This is a genomic window from Kitasatospora sp. NPDC051164 (assembly GCF_044455625.1).
Taxonomy (GTDB): Bacteria; Actinomycetota; Actinomycetes; order Streptomycetales; family Streptomycetaceae; genus Kitasatospora.
This window is the reverse complement of record NZ_JBITFB010000002.1, coordinates 505,775-523,594: the sequence shown is the minus strand read 5'-3', so window position 1 is coordinate 523,594 and position 17,820 is coordinate 505,775. Positions and strand designations below refer to the sequence as shown.

The following is a 17,820-nucleotide window of genomic DNA, read 5'->3' as shown; positions in this document are numbered from 1 at the left end:
GCCGGTAAGCGGCTCGACGGCGCTCCGACTCGGGGGGATCGGGGGAGAAAAAGGGCATTGCCTGACATCTCGTCGAGCGCGCCGGGATGCCCCGAACCGCCGTGTCCCAAACGTCATCTGCGCGGGTATCGGTCGTGCGTGTTCGATATGGCACGCTACTCGGGTTTCGTGCCACCGATAAGGACGCGCCCCGTGAAGACTTCAGCTGAACGCCTCGCAGTACTCGGCTGTGCCGGTCTGGTCGCCGTGACGGTGGCCGGCTGCGGATCGGTGACCGACGCCGTCAAGGGAGACAGCGGCAAGTCGATCACCATGGGCACCGCCCAGCTGACCGGCGTGCTGGACCCCGCGGTCTCCTACGACTCCGGCTCCTGGCTGGTCATGCGCAACGCCTTCCAGTCGCTGCTGACCTTCCCGGCCGCGGCCAGCACGCCCACCCCGGACGCCGCGCAGTCCTGCGAGTTCACCGGCGGCGATGCCACCGAGTACCACTGCACCCTGCGGCCCGGGCTGAAGTTCTCGAACGGTCACCCGCTGACCGCCGAGGACGTGGTCTTCTCGATCGAGCGCACCAAGAAGATCAACGACGACGGCGGCCCGGTCTCCCTGCTCTCCTCGATCAAGTCCGTCGAGGCCAAGGGCGACACCGAGGTGCTGTTCCACCTCGCCACGCCCGACGCCACCCTGCCGGCCAAGCTGGCCAGCCCGGCCGGCGCCATCGTGGACCACCAGGTCTTCCCGGCCGACAAGGCCCTGTCCAACGACAAGGTGGTCGGCTCCGGCCCGTACCGCATCGACTCGGTCGAGATGGCGGGCAAGCAGCTGGGCAAGGTCGTGCTGACGCCCAACGACAAGTACGGCGGCGACGCCAAGCTGCGCAACACCAAGTTCACCGTGCGGTACTTCGACAAGGCCGAGGACCTGAAGGCGGCGCTGGACAAGGGCGACGTCGACCTCACCGACAACAGCCTGGAGCCGAACACCGCCGCCCAGATCCGCTCCGACCAGCAGGGCGGCAAGACCGACCTCCAGGTCACCGAGGGCGACAGCAACGACACCCGCTCGCTGGTCTTCAACACCAAGGACCCGGTCGGCGGCAACGTCGCGGTCCGCCAGGCCGCCGCGCAGCTGATGGACCGCAAGGCGCTCGCCCGCGACGTCTTCGCCCGGACCGTCCAGCCGCTGTACGCGATGGTCCCGGCCGGCGTCACCGGCCACACCACCGCGTTCTTCGACCGCTACGGCGACCAGGACGTGAACAAGGCCAGGAAGTACCTCACCGACGCCAAGGTCCAGACCCCGGTCAAGCTCACCCTGACCTGGTCCCGCTCGCGGGCCGGCAGCAACGAGGCCGACACGCTGAAGAAGCAGTTGGAGACCGGCGGCCTCTTCCAGGTCACCGTCCAGCAGGAGCCGGACTGGGAGGCCTTCAAGAAGGGCTGGGTCGACAGCAAGTACCAGGCGTACGTCATCGGCTGGTTCGCCGACTACCCGGACCCGGACAACTACATCGCCCCGCTGCTGGTCAACGGCGGTGCCTACCACCACGGTTGGGACGACCCGCAGATCAGCGGGAAGCTGGTGCCGGAGGGCCTCAAGCAGGCCGACCGCAGCGCCGCCGCGCCCGGCTACGCGCAGATCCAGCAGATCGAGGCCGTCAGCGTGCCGCTGATCCCGCTGTACCAGAACAAGGCCTTCTACGCGGCGCGTTCGTACGTCACCGGCGTCGAGGCCACCGTCGACACCACCGGCTTCTTCCGCTTCTGGGAGATCGGCCGGACCGGCAAGTAGCACACGGACGACGGCGGCCCGTCCGCTCCCCACATCACCACGGGGAGCGGACGGGCCGCCGTCACGTTTCTGCGGGCCACCGCGCGGTGCAGGAGGGGCCGCAGGAGGACCGCTACAGCGCGCCCGGGCGCACCAGCCCGCTCTCGTAGGCGTACACCGCCGCCTGCACCCGGTCGCGCAGCTGGAGCTTGGTCAGCACATGGCCGACGTGGGTCTTCACCGTGGTCTCGCTGACGAACAGCTCCGCCGCGATCTCCGCGTTCGACAGCCCGCGCGCCACCAGCTTCAGCACCTCCAGCTCGCGGTCGGTCAGCGCGCCCAGCGCCTGCGGCGGCGCCTCGTCGCCCGACGGCAGCTTGGTGGCGTACATGTCCAGCAGCCGGCGGGTGATGCTCGGCGCCAGCATCGCCGCGCCGTCCGCGACCACCCGGATCGCCTGCACCAGCTCCTCGGCCGGGACGTCCTTCAGCAGGAAGCCGCTGGCGCCCGCGCGCAGGGCCTCCACCACGTACTCGTCCAGGTCGAAGGTGGTCAGTACCAGCACCTTGGCCGGGCCGTCCCGCCCCGGGCCGGCGATCCGCCGGGTCGCCTCGACACCGTCCATCCTCGGCATCCGGATGTCCATCAGCACCACGTCGGGCTGCAGCGCCCGCACCTGGTCCAGCGCCTGCTGACCGTCGCCGGCCTCACCGACCACCACCAGGTCGGACTCGGCCTCCAGGATCATCCGGAAACCGGTGCGCAGCAGCGGCTGGTCGTCGACCAGCAGCACTCGGATCGTCACTAGGACTCCTTGCTCCTCGGATCCCCCGTGGGATCGTCCTCATCAGACGTACGGGCCAGCGGCAAGGGGTACGGCGGCGGAGTACCGCCGAACTCCGGGCAGCTGGCCTGGTGGTCGCACCAGTCGCAGAGGCGGTTGCGGGTGGCCGGGAAGTCCCCGGTGGCCACCGCGTGGCCGATCCGCTCCCACAACGCCCGCAGCTTGCGCTCCACCGCGAGCAGATCGGCCTGGTCCGGGTCGTAGCTGACCACGTCCCCGCCCCCGCCGAGGTAGACCAGCTGGAGGCGCTTGGGGATCACGCCCTTCCAGCGCCACACCACCAGTGCGTAGAACTTCATCTGGAACATCGCCTTGCCCTCGAAGTCCCGCGAGGGCGCCCGGCCGGTCTTGTAGTCCACCAGCCGGACCTCGCCGGTCGGGGCGACGTCCACCCGGTCGATGTAGCCGCGCAGCAGCAGCCCCGAGTCCAGGGCCGTCTCCACGTACAGCTCCCGCTCCACCGGATGCAGCCGGGTCGGGTCCTCCAACCGGAACCACTGGCCGACCAGCTTCTCGGCGTCCGCCAGCCAGCGGGTGAGCGCCGCGCCGTCCGGGTCGTCCGGGAACAACGAGCCCAGCTCCGGCCGTTCACCCAGCAGCCGCTCCCACTGCGGGCGCAGCAGGCCCAGCGCCCGTTCCGGCGTGCGCTCGGCCGCCGGGCTGTCGAACAGCCGCTCCAGCACGGCGTGCACCAGGGTGCCCCTGGTGGCCGCCGAGCTCGGCGGCTCGGGCAGCCGGTCGATCACCCGCAGCCGGTACAGCAGGGGACAGGTGAGGAAGTCCCCCGCCCGGGACGGGGACAGGCCGGTCGGCGCCGCCGCCGGGCGCACCGGGGCCCCGGTGACCCCGGTCGGCGCCGCCGCCGGGCGCACCGGGGCCCCGGTGACGCTGGTGGTGTCGGTCTGCTGCATGACTACGACCCTATTGCCCTTTGCTGTCATCCCGCTGCCACCGTGCTGCCACCGAGGCGCGCGCAGGCCGCGCAGTGGGTATGAAGGCAGCAGGAGGGGCGCGCGGCCCCGGAGTGCCACGATCACGTAGCGTGGGCGCACCGGGGCACGACGGGGGCGACGACCGAAGGGATCACGGTGAGCGACAGCAGGGGGCAGCAGACCTCCGACCAGCCACCGCAGGACGACCGCGGGCGCCCGGCCGGGAAGCCACCGGAGCGCCGCGGCGGCCTCCTGATGGGCCGGCCCTTCGGCGTGCCGATCTACGTCACCCCCTCCTGGTTCGTCATCGCCGCGCTGATCACCTGGGTGTTCGGCGGACAGCTGGGCGACGTGCTGCCCGACCTCGGCGGCGCCCGCTACCTGGTCGCCTTCTCCTTCGCGGTCGCCTTCTACGCCTCCGTCCTGGTGCACGAACTCGCCCACACCCTGGTCGCGCTGCGCTACAAGCTCGGGGTGCGGCGGATCCAGTTGCAGTTCTTCGGCGGCGTCTCCGAGATCGAGAACGAGGCCACCACGCCCTGGCGTGAGTTCTGGCTGGCCTTCGTCGGCCCGCTGCTCTCGCTGGCGCTCGGCGGCCTGTTCTACCTCGGGGTGCGGGCCGTGGAGCTGTCCACCGTGCCCGGGGTGCTGCTCACCGGTCTGATGGTGTCCAACCTGGTGGTCGCCGCCTTCAACCTGCTGCCCGGCCTGCCGCTGGACGGCGGACGGATGCTGCGCGCCCTCGTCTGGGCGATCACCGGCAAGCCGATGACCGGCACGGTGGCCGCCGCCTGGGTCGGCCGGGTGCTGGCGGTCGCCGTGCTGTTCGGCCTGCCGCTGGTCAGTGCCGCCCGCGGGGTCGAGCGCACCACCACCGACACCCTGGTGGACGCGGTGCTGGCCGCCGTGCTCGCCGCGATCATCTGGAACGGCGCCACCGGCAGCGTGCGCAACGCCCGGCTCAAGGAGGCGCTGCCCGGCCTGCGGCTGCGCGACTTCGCCCGCCGGGCCGTCGAGGTCACCGCCGACACCCCGCTCGGCGAGGCGATGCGCCGCGCCCGCGAGGCCGAGGCCGGCGCGGTGGTCGTGGTGGACGGCCGGGGCGAGCCGATCGCGATCGTGCGCGAGTCCGCGGTCCGGGCCGTACCCGAGCACCGCCGCCCCTGGGTGGCCGTCGGCCCGCTCGCCCGCGACCTCGAGCCCGGGCTGCGGCTGGACGCCGACCTGCACGGCGAGGACCTGCTGCGGGCCGTCCAGACCACCCCGGCGGGGGAGTACCTGGTGGTCGAGGCGGACGGCCGGGTGTACGGCGTCGCCGCGCTCAGCGACATCGAGCGGCGGCTGACCGCCGCCGTCGCCGGGAAATGATCACCGTGGTCGGGCGGGAGGCTCCGCTTCCCTTAGGATTGTCCGTATGTCCGAACCGACCGGTGCCGCCCGCCGACGCGGGCCCTTCCAGGTCGGGGACCAGGTCCAGCTGACCGACCCCAAGGGTCGCCACTACACGTTCACGCTCCAGGCCGGGAACCAGTTCCACACCCACAAGGGTGCGTTCCCGCATGACGAGCTGATCGGCGCTCCCGAAGGCACGGTCGTGCGCACCACGGGTAACGTCCCGTACCTCGCGCTGCGCCCCCTGCTCCCCGACTACGTCCTGTCCATGCCCCGCGGCGCCGCCGTGATCTACCCCAAGGACGCGGGGCAGATCCTGGCGATGGCCGACATCTTCGCGGGTGCCCGCGTGGTCGAGGCCGGCGTCGGCTCGGGCGCGCTCAGCATGTACCTGCTGCGCGCCGTCGGCGAGCACGGCATGCTGGCCTCCTACGAGCGCCGGCAGGACTTCGCCGACATCGCCCAGGGCAACGTCGAGCGCTACTTCGGCGGGCCGCACCCGGCGTGGAAGCTCACCGTCGGCGACCTCCAGGACAACCTGGTCGAGTCCGACGTCGACCGCGTCCTCCTCGACATGCTGGCCCCCTGGGAGTGCCTGGACGTCGCCTCCAAGGCGCTCGTCCCCGGCGGCCTCATCTGCTGCTACGTGGCCACCACCACGCAGATGTCCAAGACCGTCGAGGCGCTGCGCGACCACGGCACCTTCACCGAGCCGCAGGCCTGGGAGACCATGGTCCGCACCTGGCACCTGGAGGGCCTCGCCGTCCGCCCGGACCACCGGATGATCGGCCACACCGGCTTCCTGCTCACCGCCCGCCGCCTGGCCGACGGCGTCGAGCCGCCGCTGCGCCGCCGTCGCCCCGCCAAGGGCGCGTACGGCGAGGACTACGACAGCGGGGCGCCCGAGCCGAGCCTGCAGGAGCGCGCCGCCGCCCGCAAGGCCGCGCGCGGCGAGGACGACCAGCCCGACCTGGGCTGAGCCCGCACACCACGCAGGGGTGGCACGAGCAATCTCGTGCCACCCCTTGGCATTTCCGTCGACCGGGTGTGGGACGATGCTCGCTCACGCAGACCAGCTCCTGGAGCTCTGGAGGGGACGCCTGGTGGAGACCGCGGTCGGGACGACGGCGACGGCTGGACAGCAGACACCGCGGGGCCGCACCCGGCCCGCGCACGTGCGCACCGCCCCCTGGCACTGGGCCCTCGCCCTGGCCGGCTGCGGCGCGGTCGTGGGCGCCGCCCTCGCCGCGTCCCCGGCGACGGGCACCCCGGTGCCCGCCCACGGCACTCCCAAGGCCCTCGCCGCGAGCGCGGCCCCCGACCCGGCCAAGGCCCAACTCCCGATCGACTGCGGCCCCTTCCCGGTCACGACGGCGCTCAGCGTGCCCGCCGAGCTGGGCGACGGACGCCCCGGAACGGTGGTCGCCGCGCACTGCGCCGCCGAGACCGGCACCCCGCCGGACGCCGTCTTCCTGCTCGGCTACGGCCCCGGCGACCGCCCGACGGTGCTGGCCACCCTGCTCACCGAGCGCGAGAACCTCACCGTGAGCCGGCTCGCGGTGCGCTCCGACGGCGCCATCACCGGCCGCGCGCAGGGGTATTCGAGCGAGGACGTGCCGCGCTTCCGGCCCGACATCTCACTCGAACTCACCTGGACGCACCGGGGCGGCGGCTGGGAACGCTCCCAGGCCACCGCCCCGCTCAGCCAGACCTGAGGCTGCTGCTACTCGCCCGCTCGCCCGTGACACCGCTCGGGGCGGGAGTTCGCCCGCTCGCCTCCGAGTCGGAGGGCGGCTACTCACTCCGCGTCAGGTCCGTACACCTCGACCCGGTCCGCGGCCCGGCGCACGTGGATGCAGTCGCCGGGGCAGTCCTTCACCGAGTCCACCACGTCCTGAAGGAGCGTCAGCGGCACCGGGACGGTCTCCCCGGGTTGCTGGCGCAGCTCGTCGTCCGACCCCTTCACGTAGGCGAGGCCGTCGATGTCGAGCTCGAAGACCTCCGGTGCGTACTGGACGCAGATGCCGTCGCCGGTGCACAGATCCTGGTCGATCCACACCTCCAGCTCCTCGGTCGTCGCCGCCGTCTGCTCGGTCACCGACATGGTCCCCTGCCGTTTCTGTCCCGGGTCGCCCATTTCTGGGAGCAATCCCGCCATTCGTACAACGATCGGACCTCGAGTCGTGGTCGCGATCGGATATCACTTCGCTCGACGATACATCTGGCCCGCTTTGGGTGGTGCGCGGTGGGTATCCCCTTAGCAGAGGGGAAGCACGCTGGGGCGAAGATCGGACACGCCCGTTCCATCTTTCTTGATCTAGGGGTTTACGGACCCCTGGTCCCAGGTAGGGTCTGGAAGCGTCCAGCTCCCCGGAGGAGGTGAGGACCGTGGCAGCCCACGATGACGACTACAACCGCAGCACCGGCAGGCCCGCTCGTGGTTCCGACGAGGCCGCTCAGGTCTCGTACCTTGAGCAGGAAATCGCCGTGCTGCGCCGCAAGCTCGCCGACTCGCCGCGCAATTCGAGAATCCTCGAAGAGCGGATCGTCGAGCTCCAGACCAACCTGGCCGGCGTGACCGCCCAGAACGAACGGCTCGCCTCCACCCTGCGTGAGGCCCGCGACCAGATCGTGGCCCTCAAGGAGGAAGTGGACCGGCTGGCACAGCCCCCGGCCGGCTTCGGCACCTTCCTCGAAGCGAACGAGGACGGGACCGCGGACATCTTCACCGGCGGGCGCAAGCTCCGCGTGAACGTCAGCCCCAACGTCGCACTCGACGAACTGCGGCGCGGCCAGGAAGTGATGCTCAACGAGGCCCTCAACATCGTGGACGCGATGGCCTTCGAGCGCATCGGCGAGATCGTCACCCTCAAGGAGGTCCTGGAGGACGGCGAGCGCGCCCTGGTTCTCGGCCACACCGACGAGGAGCGCGTGGTGCGCCTCGCCGAACCGCTGCGCGACCTCACGATCCGGGCGGGGGACGCCCTGTTGCTGGAGCCCCGCTCCGGCTACGTGTACGAGGTCGTGCCGAAGGCCGAGGTCGAGGAGCTGGTCCTCGAAGAGGTCCCGGACATCGACTACCGCCAGATCGGCGGCCTGAGCAACCAGATCGAGCTGATCCGCGACGCGGTCGAGCTGCCGTACCTGCACGCCGACCTCTTCAAGGAGTACGAGCTGCGCCCGCCCAAGGGCGTCCTGCTCTACGGCCCGCCCGGCTGCGGCAAGACGCTGATCGCCAAGGCGGTGGCCAACTCGCTGGCCAAGAAGGTCGCCGAGGTCACCGGCCAGCCCCAGGGGAAGAGCTACTTCCTCAACATCAAGGGCCCCGAGCTCCTCAACAAGTACGTCGGCGAGACCGAGCGGCAGATCCGCCTGGTCTTCCAGCGGGCCCGGGAGAAGGCGAGCGAGGGCACGCCCGTCATCGTCTTCTTCGACGAGATGGAGTCGCTGTTCCGCACCCGCGGTTCCGGCGTCAGCTCGGACGTGGAGAACACCATCGTCCCGCAGCTGCTCGCCGAGATCGACGGCGTGGAGGGCCTGGAGAACGTCATCGTCATCGGCGCCTCGAACCGCGAGGACATGATCGACCCGGCGATCCTGCGGCCCGGCCGCCTGGACGTCAAGATCAAGATCGAGCGCCCGGACGCCGAGGCCGCGAAGGACATCTTCTCCAAGTACCTCAAGGACTCGCTGCCGTTCCACCCGGACGACCTCAAGGAGCACGACAGCTCCGTCGGGGCCACGGTGGCCGCGATGATCCAGTCGGTGGTGGAGCGGATGTACTCCGAGACCGAGGAGAACCGCTTCCTGGAGGTCACCTACGCCAACGGTGACAAGGAGGTCCTGTACTTCAAGGACTTCAACTCCGGCGCGATGATCCAGAACATCGTCGACCGCGCGAAGAAGATGGCCATCAAGGACTTCCTCGACCACGGTCAGCGCGGTCTGCGCGTCTCCCACCTGCTCGCCGCCTGCGTGGACGAGTTCAAGGAGAACGAGGACCTCCCGAACACCACCAACCCGGACGACTGGGCCCGCATCTCCGGCAAGAAGGGCGAGCGGATCGTCTTCATCCGCACGCTGGTCACCGGCAAGCAGGGCGCCGAGTCCGGCCGCTCGATCGACACTGTCGCCAACACGGGGCAGTACCTGTAAGCACGCGGTTACCCGGGCCGACAGCGGTCCCCGGAGCTGTACGCACACCGTCCGGCTGTGGCGCCTCGCGGCCCCGCAGCCGGACGGCGCGTCTCGGGGCCCGCCGATCGGGGCCGCGTTCTAGGCTCGACCCACCGTCCGCGGTCAGATGGCCGGCGCCGGTGTTGTCCAGCGGTACGTCAGCGTGTTCCGCCCGCCGGGGGCGGCGCACCGGGCAAGGAGGGCCGCATGACCGTACGGCGCGTGATGGGCATCGAGACCGAGTACGGGATCTCCGTGCCCGGGCACCCCAACGCCAACGCCATGCTCACCTCGTCCCAGATCGTCAACGCCTACGCGGCGGCGATGCACCGGGCACGGCGGGCCCGCTGGGACTTCGAGGAGGAGAATCCGCTGCGCGACGCGCGGGGCTTCGACCTGGCGCGCGAGGTGGCGGACGCCAGCCAGCTGACCGACGAGGACATCGGCCTGGCCAACGTCATCCTCACGAACGGGGCCCGGTTCTACGTGGACCACGCGCACCCCGAGTACAGCTCGCCCGAGGTGACCAACCCGCGCGACGCCGTGCTGTGGGACAAGGCCGGCGAACGGATCATGGCGGCCGCCGCGCAGCGCGCGCTCGAGCTGCCCAACGGGCAGAACATCCACCTGTACAAGAACAACACCGACAACAAGGGCGCCTCCTACGGCACCCACGAGAACTACCTGATGAAGCGGGCGACGCCGTTCGCCGACATCGTCCGGCACCTGACCCCGTTCTTCGTCTCCCGCCCGGTGGTCGCCGGGGCAGGCCGGGTCGGCATCGGCCAGGACGGCTCGGCGCACGGCTTCCAGCTCAGCCAGCGGGCGGACTACTTCGAGGTCGAGGTCGGCCTGGAGACCACCCTCAAGCGCCCGATCATCAACACGCGTGACGAGCCGCACGCCGACGCCGAGAAGTACCGCCGACTGCACGTGATCATCGGGGACGCCAACCTCTCCGAGATCTCCACCTACCTCAAGCTGGGCACCACCTCGCTGGTCCTGTCGATGATCGAGGACTCCTTCATCGCCTCCGACCTCGCCGTCGACCAGCCGGTGCGCACCCTGCACCGGGTCTCCCACGACCCGACGCTCAAGTACCTGATCACCCTGCGCAACGGGCGCAAGCTCACCGCCGTCCAGCTCCAGCTCGAGTACTTCGAACTGGCCCGCAAGTACGTCGAGGACCGCTTCGGCACCGACGCGGACGAGCAGACGGTGGACGTGCTGACGCGCTGGGAGGACGTCCTGGGCCGGCTGGAGCGCGACCCGATGTCGCTCTCGAAGCAGCTGGACTGGGTCGCCAAGCGGGAGATCCTGGAGGGCTACCGCAGCCGGGACGCCCTGGAGTGGGACAACCCGAGGCTGCACCTGGTCGACCTCCAGTACAGCGACGTGCGGCCCGAGAAGGGCCTCTACAACCGCCTGGTGGCCCGCGGGCGCTTCGAGCGGCTGCTGACCGAGGACGAGGTCGAGCGGGCCGTCTCCAAGCCCCCGGAGGACACCAGGGCGTACTTCCGCGGGCGCTGTCTGGAGCAGTACGCCGAGCACGTCGCGGCGGCCTCCTGGGACTCGGTGATCTTCGACCTGCCCGGCCGGGACTCGCTGCAGCGGGTGCCCACGCTGGAGCCGCTGCGCGGCACCCGCAACCACGTCAAGGAGTTGCTGGACCGCTGCCGCACGGCGGAGGACCTGCTCCGGGTGCTGTCCGGCGGGTAACTTTTCGATCACCACGGGTGAACGTCCGCCGAATGGGAATCATCCGGGGTGGCAGCGGGTGTTGGACAGGAAGCGCCACCGGCAAACCGGGAGCGGCAGTCGCACCTTGTGTATAGGGTCGGTGTCAACCGGCAACGACCCTACCGACCAAACCGTGCCAGACGAATCGAGCGGGGTGAGGGAAATGGCGAGCAAGGACACCGGCGGCGGCCAGCAGCGGGCAAACCGTTCCTCCGAGGAGGTCGAGGAGCAGGCCGCGGAAACGCAGAATTCCGACGACCTCAAGGAACGCCAGGAAAAGCTGGGCGACGACGTCGACGCGGTGCTGGACGAAATCGACGAGGTCCTGGAATCGAACGCGGAAGATTTCGTGCGCGGCTTCGTGCAGAAGGGCGGGCAATAGTCCGGCCCCGGTATTCGGGAATTCACGGTCGTGACCGTCGAGGGCGGTCGGGTGGCACTCGCCGCCCGGCCGTCCGGCACCTCACCTCCACGCCCGGGCAGTGATCGTCGGGCGGGTAGGGTGCGGGCAGCGCGCGCTTCAAGCTACCTGGAAGGAATCGTGTGGAAGCCAACACTCTCGGCACCGGGCGTCTACCGGCTGCCTTCCTGACCCCGGGGTCGTCCTCGTTCCTCGACTTCCTCGCCGAGCACAGGCCGGAGCTGATCCCCGGCCACCGCGGGCTCCCCGAGGGCTCCGTGGTCGAGGCCCCGCACGGCACCACGATCGTGGCCGCGATCTTCGACGGCGGCGTGGTGATCGCCGGTGACCGCCGGGCGACGATGGGCAACGTCATCGCCCAGCGCGACATCGAGAAGGTCTTCCCGGCCGACGAGTACAGCGCGGTGGGCATCGCCGGCACCGCCGGCCTCGCGGTCGAGATGGTCCGGCTCTTCCAACTGGAGCTGGAGCACTACGAGAAGATCGAGGGCACCACGCTCTCCCTGGAGGGCAAGGCGAACCGCCTCACCAGCATGATCCGGGGCAACCTGGGCATGGCGATGCAGGGGCTCGCGGTCGTGCCGATGTTCGCCGGCTACGACCTGGACCTCGGCCGCGGCCGGATCTTCAACTACGACGTCACCGGCGGGCGTTCCGAGGAGCGCGGCTTCGCCGCCACCGGCTCGGGCTCGGTCTTCGCCCGCGGCTCGATGAAGAAGCTCTACCGCGACGGCCTGACGGCCGACCAGGCCGTCACCCTGGTCGTCCAGGCGCTCTACGACGCGGCGGACGACGACTCCGCCACCGGCGGTCCGGACCTCTCCCGCAAGATCTTTCCGATCGTCTCGCTGATCACCGAGGACGGCTTCCGCCGGCTCACCGAGGCGGAGGTCACGGAGGTCGCCGTCGCCATCACCGACGAGCGCCTGATCCACCCGAATGGCCCGCAGGCCCCGCTGATCTAGCCATCACCTCACAGGAAGGGGACGACCGCCGGTGTCGACACCGTTCTACGTCTCACCCCAGCAGGCCATGGCGGACCGCGCGGAGTACGCCCGCAAGGGCATCGCGCGCGGCCGCAGCGTGGTCGTGCTCACCTACGCCGACGGCATCGTCTTCGTCGCGGAGAACACCTCCAGAGCGCTCCACAAGGTCTCCGAGATCTACGACAAGATCGCCTTCGCGGCGGTCGGGCGCTACAACGAGTTCGAGAACCTGCGCATCGGCGGCGTCCGCTACGCCGACCTGCGCGGCTACTCCTACGACCGGGCCGACGTCACGGCCCGGGGCCTGGCCAACGTGTACGCCCAGACCCTGGGCACCATCTTCTCCTCGGTCGGGGACAAGCCGTACGAGGTCGAGCTGATCGTGGCCGAGGTCGGCCGCGGCGCCGACAACGACCAGATCTACCGGCTCACGCCGGACGGCTCGGTCGTCGACGAGAAGAACTACGTGGTGGTCGGCGGCAACGCCGACTCGATCGGCAACTACCTCGGCCAGCGCCACCGCGTCGGCCTGAGCCTCACCGAGGCGGTCAAGGTCGCGGTCGACTCGCTCGCCCGCGACCCCAACGGCGGCAGCCCGCGCAGCCTCACCCCGGAGCAGCTGGAGGTAGCGGTCCTCGACCGCCAGCGGTTCCAGCAGCGCAAGTTCAAGCGGATCCTCGGCAACCAGCTCAGCCGGCTGCTCGACGGAGACCAGTCCGCCGAGTCGGACGACGAGGACACCCCGGCGGGTACCACGCCGGAGTAGCAGTGCCTGCGGAGTCCCGTACGGCGGCCGGACCGCCGTCGTACGGGACTCCGGTGCCCCTGCGACGGCTCGGCCGTCGTGGAGGCGGTTTCGGACAACTCCGACAAGAATGGAGTGCTCATGGACCGCCGGATCTTCGGGCTGGAGAACGAGTACGGCGTGACCTGCACGTTCCGTGGGCAGCGGCGGCTGTCGCCGGACGAGGTCGCGCGGTACCTGTTCCGCCGGGTCGTCTCCTGGGGCCGCAGCAGCAACGTGTTCCTGCGCAACGGCGCCCGGCTCTACCTCGACGTCGGCTCCCACCCCGAGTACGCCACCCCCGAGTGCGACGACGTGGTCGAGCTGGTGACGCACGACAAGGCGGGCGAGCGCATCCTCGAAGGGCTCCTGGTGGACGCCGAGCGGCGGCTGCACGAGGAGGGCATCGCGGGGGACGTCTACCTCTTCAAGAACAACACCGACTCCGCCGGGAACTCCTACGGCTGCCACGAGAACTACCTGGTGGCCCGGCACGGCGAGTTCTCCCGGCTGGCCGACGTGCTGATCCCCTTCCTGGTCACCCGCCAGCTGATCTGCGGCGCCGGCAAGGTGCTGCAGACCCCGCGCGGCGCGGTGTTCTGCGTCAGCCAGCGCGCCGAGCACATCTGGGAGGGCGTCAGCTCCGCCACCACCCGCTCGCGGCCGATCATCAACACCCGGGACGAGCCGCACGCGGACGCCGAGCGCTACCGCCGGCTGCACGTGATCGTCGGCGACTCCAACATGTCCGAGACCACGACGCTGCTCAAGGTCGGCGCCACCGACCTGGTGCTGCGGCTGATCGAGGCCGGCGTGGTGCTGCGCGACCTCACCCTGGAGAACCCGATCCGGGCGATCCGCGAGGTCAGCCACGACCTCACCGGCACCCACCAGGTGCGGCTCGCCAACGGCCGCGAGGCCAGCGCGCTGGACATCCAGGAGGAGTACTACAGCAAGGCCCTGGAGTTCGCCGACCGCAAGGGCATCAACACCGGCACGATCGCCCGGGTCCTCGACCTGTGGGGCCGCACCCTGGAGGCCGTCCGCAGCGAGCGGCTGGACGGGGTCGCCACCGAGATCGACTGGATCATGAAGTACAAGCTCATCGAGCGCTACCGCGAGAAGCACCAGATGAGCATGTCCAACCCGCGGGTGGCCCAGATCGACCTCGCCTACCACGACATCCACCGCCGTCGCGGTCTGTTCTACCTGCTCCAGGGCAAGGGCCAGGCGCAGCGGATGACCACCGACCTCAAGACTTTCGAGGCCAAGTCGATCCCGCCGCAGACCACCCGGGCCCGGCTGCGCGGGGACTTCATCCGCCGGGCGCAGGAGCAGCGCCGGGACTTCACGGTGGACTGGGTGCACCTGAAGCTGAACGACCAGGCGCAGCGCACGGTGCTGTGCAAGGACCCGTTCCGTTCGGTGGACGAGAGGGTGGAGAAGCTCATCGCGGGGATGTGATGCCCCGATCGTGATCACGGCGTCGTGATCAAGGCGTCGTGATCACGGTGCGGCCGGCCCCGGTGGTGTCTACCGGGGCCGGACGCATGCCGGGCATACGCTGTCCGTCGAGTCAGGAGAGCCGACTTCGACCGACAGTTAGGACCACCGTGCGCCGCAACGCCGGTTTGCTTCTCACCCTGCCGTTGCTGCTGGCGGTCGCCTGCAGCAGTTCCCCCAAGGCGGCCGGTCCGGCGACGCCGTCCGCAGCGAGCGCCGCCCCGACGGTGCCGGCGCCGGTCGGCGAGGCGTCGCCGATGCCCACCCTTTCGGGGGGCGGATTCGGCAGCAAGGCCACCATCACCATCCCCGAGGGGCAGCAGCCCAGCGGCCAGTTCGTGGTGAACACGGTCAGCGAGGGCGAGCGCTCGACCGTCAACAAGGGCGACTGGGTGACGGTCAACTACACCGCGAAGGACTGGACTACCGGCAAGGACCTGCCCAGTTCGTACGACCCGAACGGGAAGCCGCAGCTCTACCAGGCGGGCAGCGGGCAACTGGTGCCGGCGTTCGACCAGAGCGTGATCGGCAAGAAGGTGGGCACCCGGCTGCTGGTGGTGGCCCCGCCGGCGGCGGCCTTCGGCGAGCAGGGCTCCGGCCAGCTGGGCGTCAACAAGAACGACACCGTGGTGTTCGTGCTGGACATCATGGAGAGCCTGCCGCAGGACTCCACGCTCACCGGGAACATGACCCAGCCGGCCGCGACGCTGCCGCAGGTCAAGGACAACGGCAAGGCGCCGGTGACGATCACGATCCCGGCCGGTCAGGCCGCGCCCACCGACCTACAGCAGGCGGTGCTGATCAAGGGCGAGGGCAAGCAGGTCAAGAGCGGGCAGACCCTGGTGGTGCAGTACACCGGGGTGCTGTGGAGCAACGGCCAGCAGTTCGACTCCTCCTGGACGCACGGCGGCGCGCAGGCGGTGCAGATCGGCACCGGCAGTGTGATCGAGGGCTGGGACAAGGGCCTGGTCGGGCAGAACGTGGGCAGCCGGGTCCTGCTCGTGGTGCCGCCCGCGCTCGGGTACCAGGACAAGCCGCAGGGCGCGGTCCCGGCGAACTCCACGCTGGTCTTCGTGATCGACATTCTGGAAGCGGTCTAGGAAGTCACCCGGAAGATTCCGTACGCTTGGGCGGACGCTCGTACAACGAAGCGTCCGCCCTCATCCTGAGCTGTCATACTGCCCTCGCGCTGTGGCAGGCGCCGCCCGGCGCCAGGTCGGGGGCGGGCCGTGCGGCGGCAGGCCGGCGCTCAGCACGCCGGGCGCAGACCTGAAAGACCTGTGGCGAGATGGATGGGGAGTCATGACTGAGAAGACGCCGAGCCCGGGCGGGGCCGGCACCGCGGCGAACGACAGCTCTGCGGGTGACCCGGCCGCCTCTCGCCCCGGCGGCCCGCTTCCGGGGGACGGCGAGTCGATCGTCGTCCCGCCGTCGATCCTGAAGCAGCAGGCCGGCTGGGCGCAGCCCGGCGAGGCGCCGCGTGCCGCGGGCGGGACCAAGACCGACGACACCCCGCAGATCTTCGCCTCCAACGTGCGCAAGGCCGACACCTCCGAGGCCGGGTACGACGAGAACCCGCCCGGCGTCGGCCGGCTCGGTGTGATCCTCGGCACGGTGCTGGCCGTTCTGCTGGCCGGCAGCGCCGTGACGCTGTACATGGTCAACAAGGACGGCAGCAAGGACACCAACGCCGCCCAGCCGGACGCCGCCAAGACCGCGCCGCCCACGCCGAGCGCCGAGCCGGTGCCGCCGATCAAGGACAGCGCCAAGGTGCTGCCGACCGTCACCGGCGACTTCGGCAAGAAGGCCGACATCCAGGTGCCGGGCGAGGCGTCGGACGGCACCTTCGTGGTCAAGGTGCTCTCCGAGGGCACCGGCGCCAAGGTGGACAAGAACTCCTGGACCTCGGTGGACTACACCGCCAAGGACTGGAACACCGGCAAGGACATCCCGAGCTCGTACGACGCGGACGCCAAGCCGCAGATCTTCCAGGCGGGCACCGACTCGCTGATCCCGGCGCTGGACCAGGCCGTGATGGGGAAGAAGGCCGGCAGCCGGCTGCTGGTGGTGGCCCCGCCGGCCGCCGCGTTCGGCTCCCACGGCAAGGCCGACATGTCGATCGGGCCCAAGGACAACCTGATCTTCGTGATCGACATCCGCAACGCCAACGCGCCCGACTCGACGGTCAGCGGCACGGTCACCCCGCCGCCGGCGGACTTCCCGCAGGTCAAGGACAACGGCAAGAAGCCGGCCGACATCACGCCGGTGGCCGGTGCCAAGGACCCGACCGAGCTGAAGAGCCACGTCCTGATCAAGGGCACCGGGCCGAAGGTGGAGAAGGGCGAGAAGATCGTCGTCCAGTACACCGGCGCGCTGTTCAAGGACGGCAAAATGTTCGACTCCTCGCTCGGCAAGGGCCAGGCGTACGCCTTCCCGCTCGGCGGCGGCCAGGTCATCCCGGGCTGGGACCAGGGCCTGGAGGGCCAGACCGTGGGCAGCCGCGTCGAGCTGGTGGTTCCGGCGGCGCTGGGCTACGGCGACAAGGGCCAGGGCGACATCCCGCCCGGCGCGACGCTGGTCTTCGTGGTGGACATCCTGGACGCCGGTCAGGGCTGATCCACTTTCGGGTGACAATGGTGGAGTGTGACCTTCGGGTCGGAATGCAACGCGAAACGTGAGAAGAGGGACTGTGAGCGTCAACCTCAACGAGAAGCCCGAGATCGACTTCCCGATCGGCGACGCCCCGACGGAGCTGCAGATCCGCGACATCGTCGTCGGTGACGGCGCGGAGGCCAAGAAGGGTCAGAACGTCAGCGTCCGCTACGTCGGCGTGACCTTCGAGACGGGCGAGGAGTTCGACGCCAGCTGGAACCGGAGCCCGAACGAGTTCCGCTTCCCGCTGGGTGCCGGCCGCGTCATCAAGGGCTGGGACCAGGGCGTCGTCGGCATGAAGGTCGGCGGTCGCCGCGAGCTGACCATCCCGTCGCACCTGGCCTACGGCGACCAGTCGCCGACCCCGCTCATCCCGAAGGGCTCGACCCTGATCTTCGTGGTCGACCTGCTGGCTGTCTGAGCCTGCTCGCGCCGTGGGCCGGACCCCTTCGGGGGCCCGGCCCACGGGCATGTCCGGGCCCGGCGGGCACGGCTCCGGGACCGGGTGTGGGACGCCGCTTTTGCACTGCGTACCGCTACCGGTACGGTCGGTCCCGCCGGGTGGTGATCGCCCGGTTGGCGCACCCCGCGCGCGGCGCGGCACACCGGAAGGGTCAGCG

The 17,820-nt window shown here is 70.3% G+C and carries 16 protein-coding genes; 13 read left to right on the top strand and 3 right to left on the bottom strand.

Translation table 11 applies throughout. The annotated features are described in order from the left end of the window. Nucleotides 1-192: 192 nt before the first annotated feature. Entirely contained in the window at nt 193-1,791 is a 1,599-nt protein-coding gene (locus ACIBEC_RS04945; RefSeq protein WP_360498236.1) for an ABC transporter substrate-binding protein, read from the top strand. 112 nt (nt 1,792-1,903) lie between these two features. Here ACIBEC_RS04945 and ACIBEC_RS04940 read toward each other — a convergent pair whose 3' ends face one another. Both ACIBEC_RS04940 and ACIBEC_RS04935 read right to left on the bottom strand, forming a co-directional pair. Beyond that, entirely contained in the window at nt 1,904-2,575 is a 672-nt protein-coding gene (locus ACIBEC_RS04940) for a response regulator transcription factor (RefSeq protein ID WP_360498238.1), read from the bottom strand. After that, the gene (locus tag ACIBEC_RS04935; RefSeq protein ID WP_360498240.1) at nt 2,575-3,525 is read right to left on the bottom strand and encodes a RecB family exonuclease; all 951 of its coding nucleotides are present in this window, start codon (nt 3,523-3,525) and stop codon (nt 2,575-2,577) included. Before ACIBEC_RS04935 ends, ACIBEC_RS04940 begins: the two co-directional genes overlap by 1 nt. A gap of 177 nt (nt 3,526-3,702) precedes the next feature. Here ACIBEC_RS04935 and ACIBEC_RS04930 point away from each other — a divergent pair, with 177 nt between their 5' ends. The 3 genes from ACIBEC_RS04930 (at nt 3,703) to ACIBEC_RS04920 (ending at nt 6,653) form a co-directional block, all read left to right on the top strand. After that, complete coding sequence (locus tag ACIBEC_RS04930; RefSeq protein ID WP_360498242.1) at nt 3,703-4,914, top strand: site-2 protease family protein; 1,212 nt, start codon at nt 3,703-3,705, stop codon at nt 4,912-4,914. A 46-nt stretch (nt 4,915-4,960) separates the two neighbouring features. Then, entirely contained in the window at nt 4,961-5,917 is a 957-nt protein-coding gene (locus ACIBEC_RS04925; protein WP_360498244.1) for a tRNA (adenine-N1)-methyltransferase, read from the top strand. Nucleotides 5,918-5,993: 76 nt separating this feature from the next. After that, nucleotides 5,994-6,653 (top strand): hypothetical protein, encoded by a 660-nt coding sequence (locus tag ACIBEC_RS04920; protein ID WP_360498246.1) that lies wholly within the window; start codon nt 5,994-5,996, stop codon nt 6,651-6,653. Nucleotides 6,654-6,736: 83 nt separating this feature from the next. Here ACIBEC_RS04920 and ACIBEC_RS04915 read toward each other — a convergent pair whose 3' ends face one another. Further along, nucleotides 6,737-7,042, bottom strand: coding sequence for a ferredoxin (locus tag ACIBEC_RS04915; protein ID WP_360498248.1), 306 nt, complete (start codon nt 7,040-7,042; stop codon nt 6,737-6,739). Between the two features lie 284 nt (nt 7,043-7,326). Here ACIBEC_RS04915 and arc point away from each other — a divergent pair, with 284 nt between their 5' ends. The 9 genes from arc to ACIBEC_RS04870 all read left to right on the top strand — a co-directional run bounded on the left by arc (nt 7,327) and on the right by ACIBEC_RS04870 (nt 17,621). Further along, nucleotides 7,327-9,093: a proteasome ATPase gene (arc, locus tag ACIBEC_RS04910; RefSeq protein ID WP_360498250.1), complete on the top strand. Its 1,767-nt coding sequence runs from the start codon at nt 7,327-7,329 to the stop codon at nt 9,091-9,093. Between the two features lie 228 nt (nt 9,094-9,321). Next, a complete protein-coding gene (dop, locus tag ACIBEC_RS04905; protein WP_360498252.1) occupies nt 9,322-10,833 on the top strand; it encodes a depupylase/deamidase Dop in 1,512 nt (503 codons plus the stop codon). A 184-nt stretch (nt 10,834-11,017) separates the two neighbouring features. Then, the gene (locus ACIBEC_RS04900; protein WP_280681804.1) at nt 11,018-11,236 is read left to right on the top strand and encodes a ubiquitin-like protein Pup; all 219 of its coding nucleotides are present in this window, start codon (nt 11,018-11,020) and stop codon (nt 11,234-11,236) included. A 161-nt stretch (nt 11,237-11,397) separates the two neighbouring features. Continuing rightward, nucleotides 11,398-12,240 (top strand): proteasome subunit beta, encoded by an 843-nt coding sequence (gene prcB / locus ACIBEC_RS04895; protein WP_360498254.1) that lies wholly within the window; start codon nt 11,398-11,400, stop codon nt 12,238-12,240. Nucleotides 12,241-12,271: 31 nt separating this feature from the next. Continuing rightward, complete coding sequence (gene prcA, locus ACIBEC_RS04890) at nt 12,272-13,027, top strand: proteasome subunit alpha (protein WP_360498256.1); 756 nt, start codon at nt 12,272-12,274, stop codon at nt 13,025-13,027. Nucleotides 13,028-13,147: 120 nt separating this feature from the next. Next, the gene (gene pafA, locus ACIBEC_RS04885) at nt 13,148-14,509 is read left to right on the top strand and encodes a Pup--protein ligase (RefSeq protein ID WP_360498258.1); all 1,362 of its coding nucleotides are present in this window, start codon (nt 13,148-13,150) and stop codon (nt 14,507-14,509) included. Nucleotides 14,510-14,658: 149 nt separating this feature from the next. Next, nucleotides 14,659-15,648 (top strand): FKBP-type peptidyl-prolyl cis-trans isomerase, encoded by a 990-nt coding sequence (locus ACIBEC_RS04880; protein ID WP_360498260.1) that lies wholly within the window; start codon nt 14,659-14,661, stop codon nt 15,646-15,648. 202 nt (nt 15,649-15,850) lie between these two features. Then, on the top strand, nt 15,851-17,164 hold the full coding sequence (locus ACIBEC_RS04875; RefSeq protein WP_360498262.1) for an FKBP-type peptidyl-prolyl cis-trans isomerase: 1,314 nt from the start codon (nt 15,851-15,853) through the stop codon (nt 17,162-17,164). A 73-nt stretch (nt 17,165-17,237) separates the two neighbouring features. Continuing rightward, complete coding sequence (locus tag ACIBEC_RS04870) at nt 17,238-17,621, top strand: FKBP-type peptidyl-prolyl cis-trans isomerase (RefSeq protein ID WP_360498264.1); 384 nt, start codon at nt 17,238-17,240, stop codon at nt 17,619-17,621. Nucleotides 17,622-17,820 lie beyond the last annotated feature (199 nt).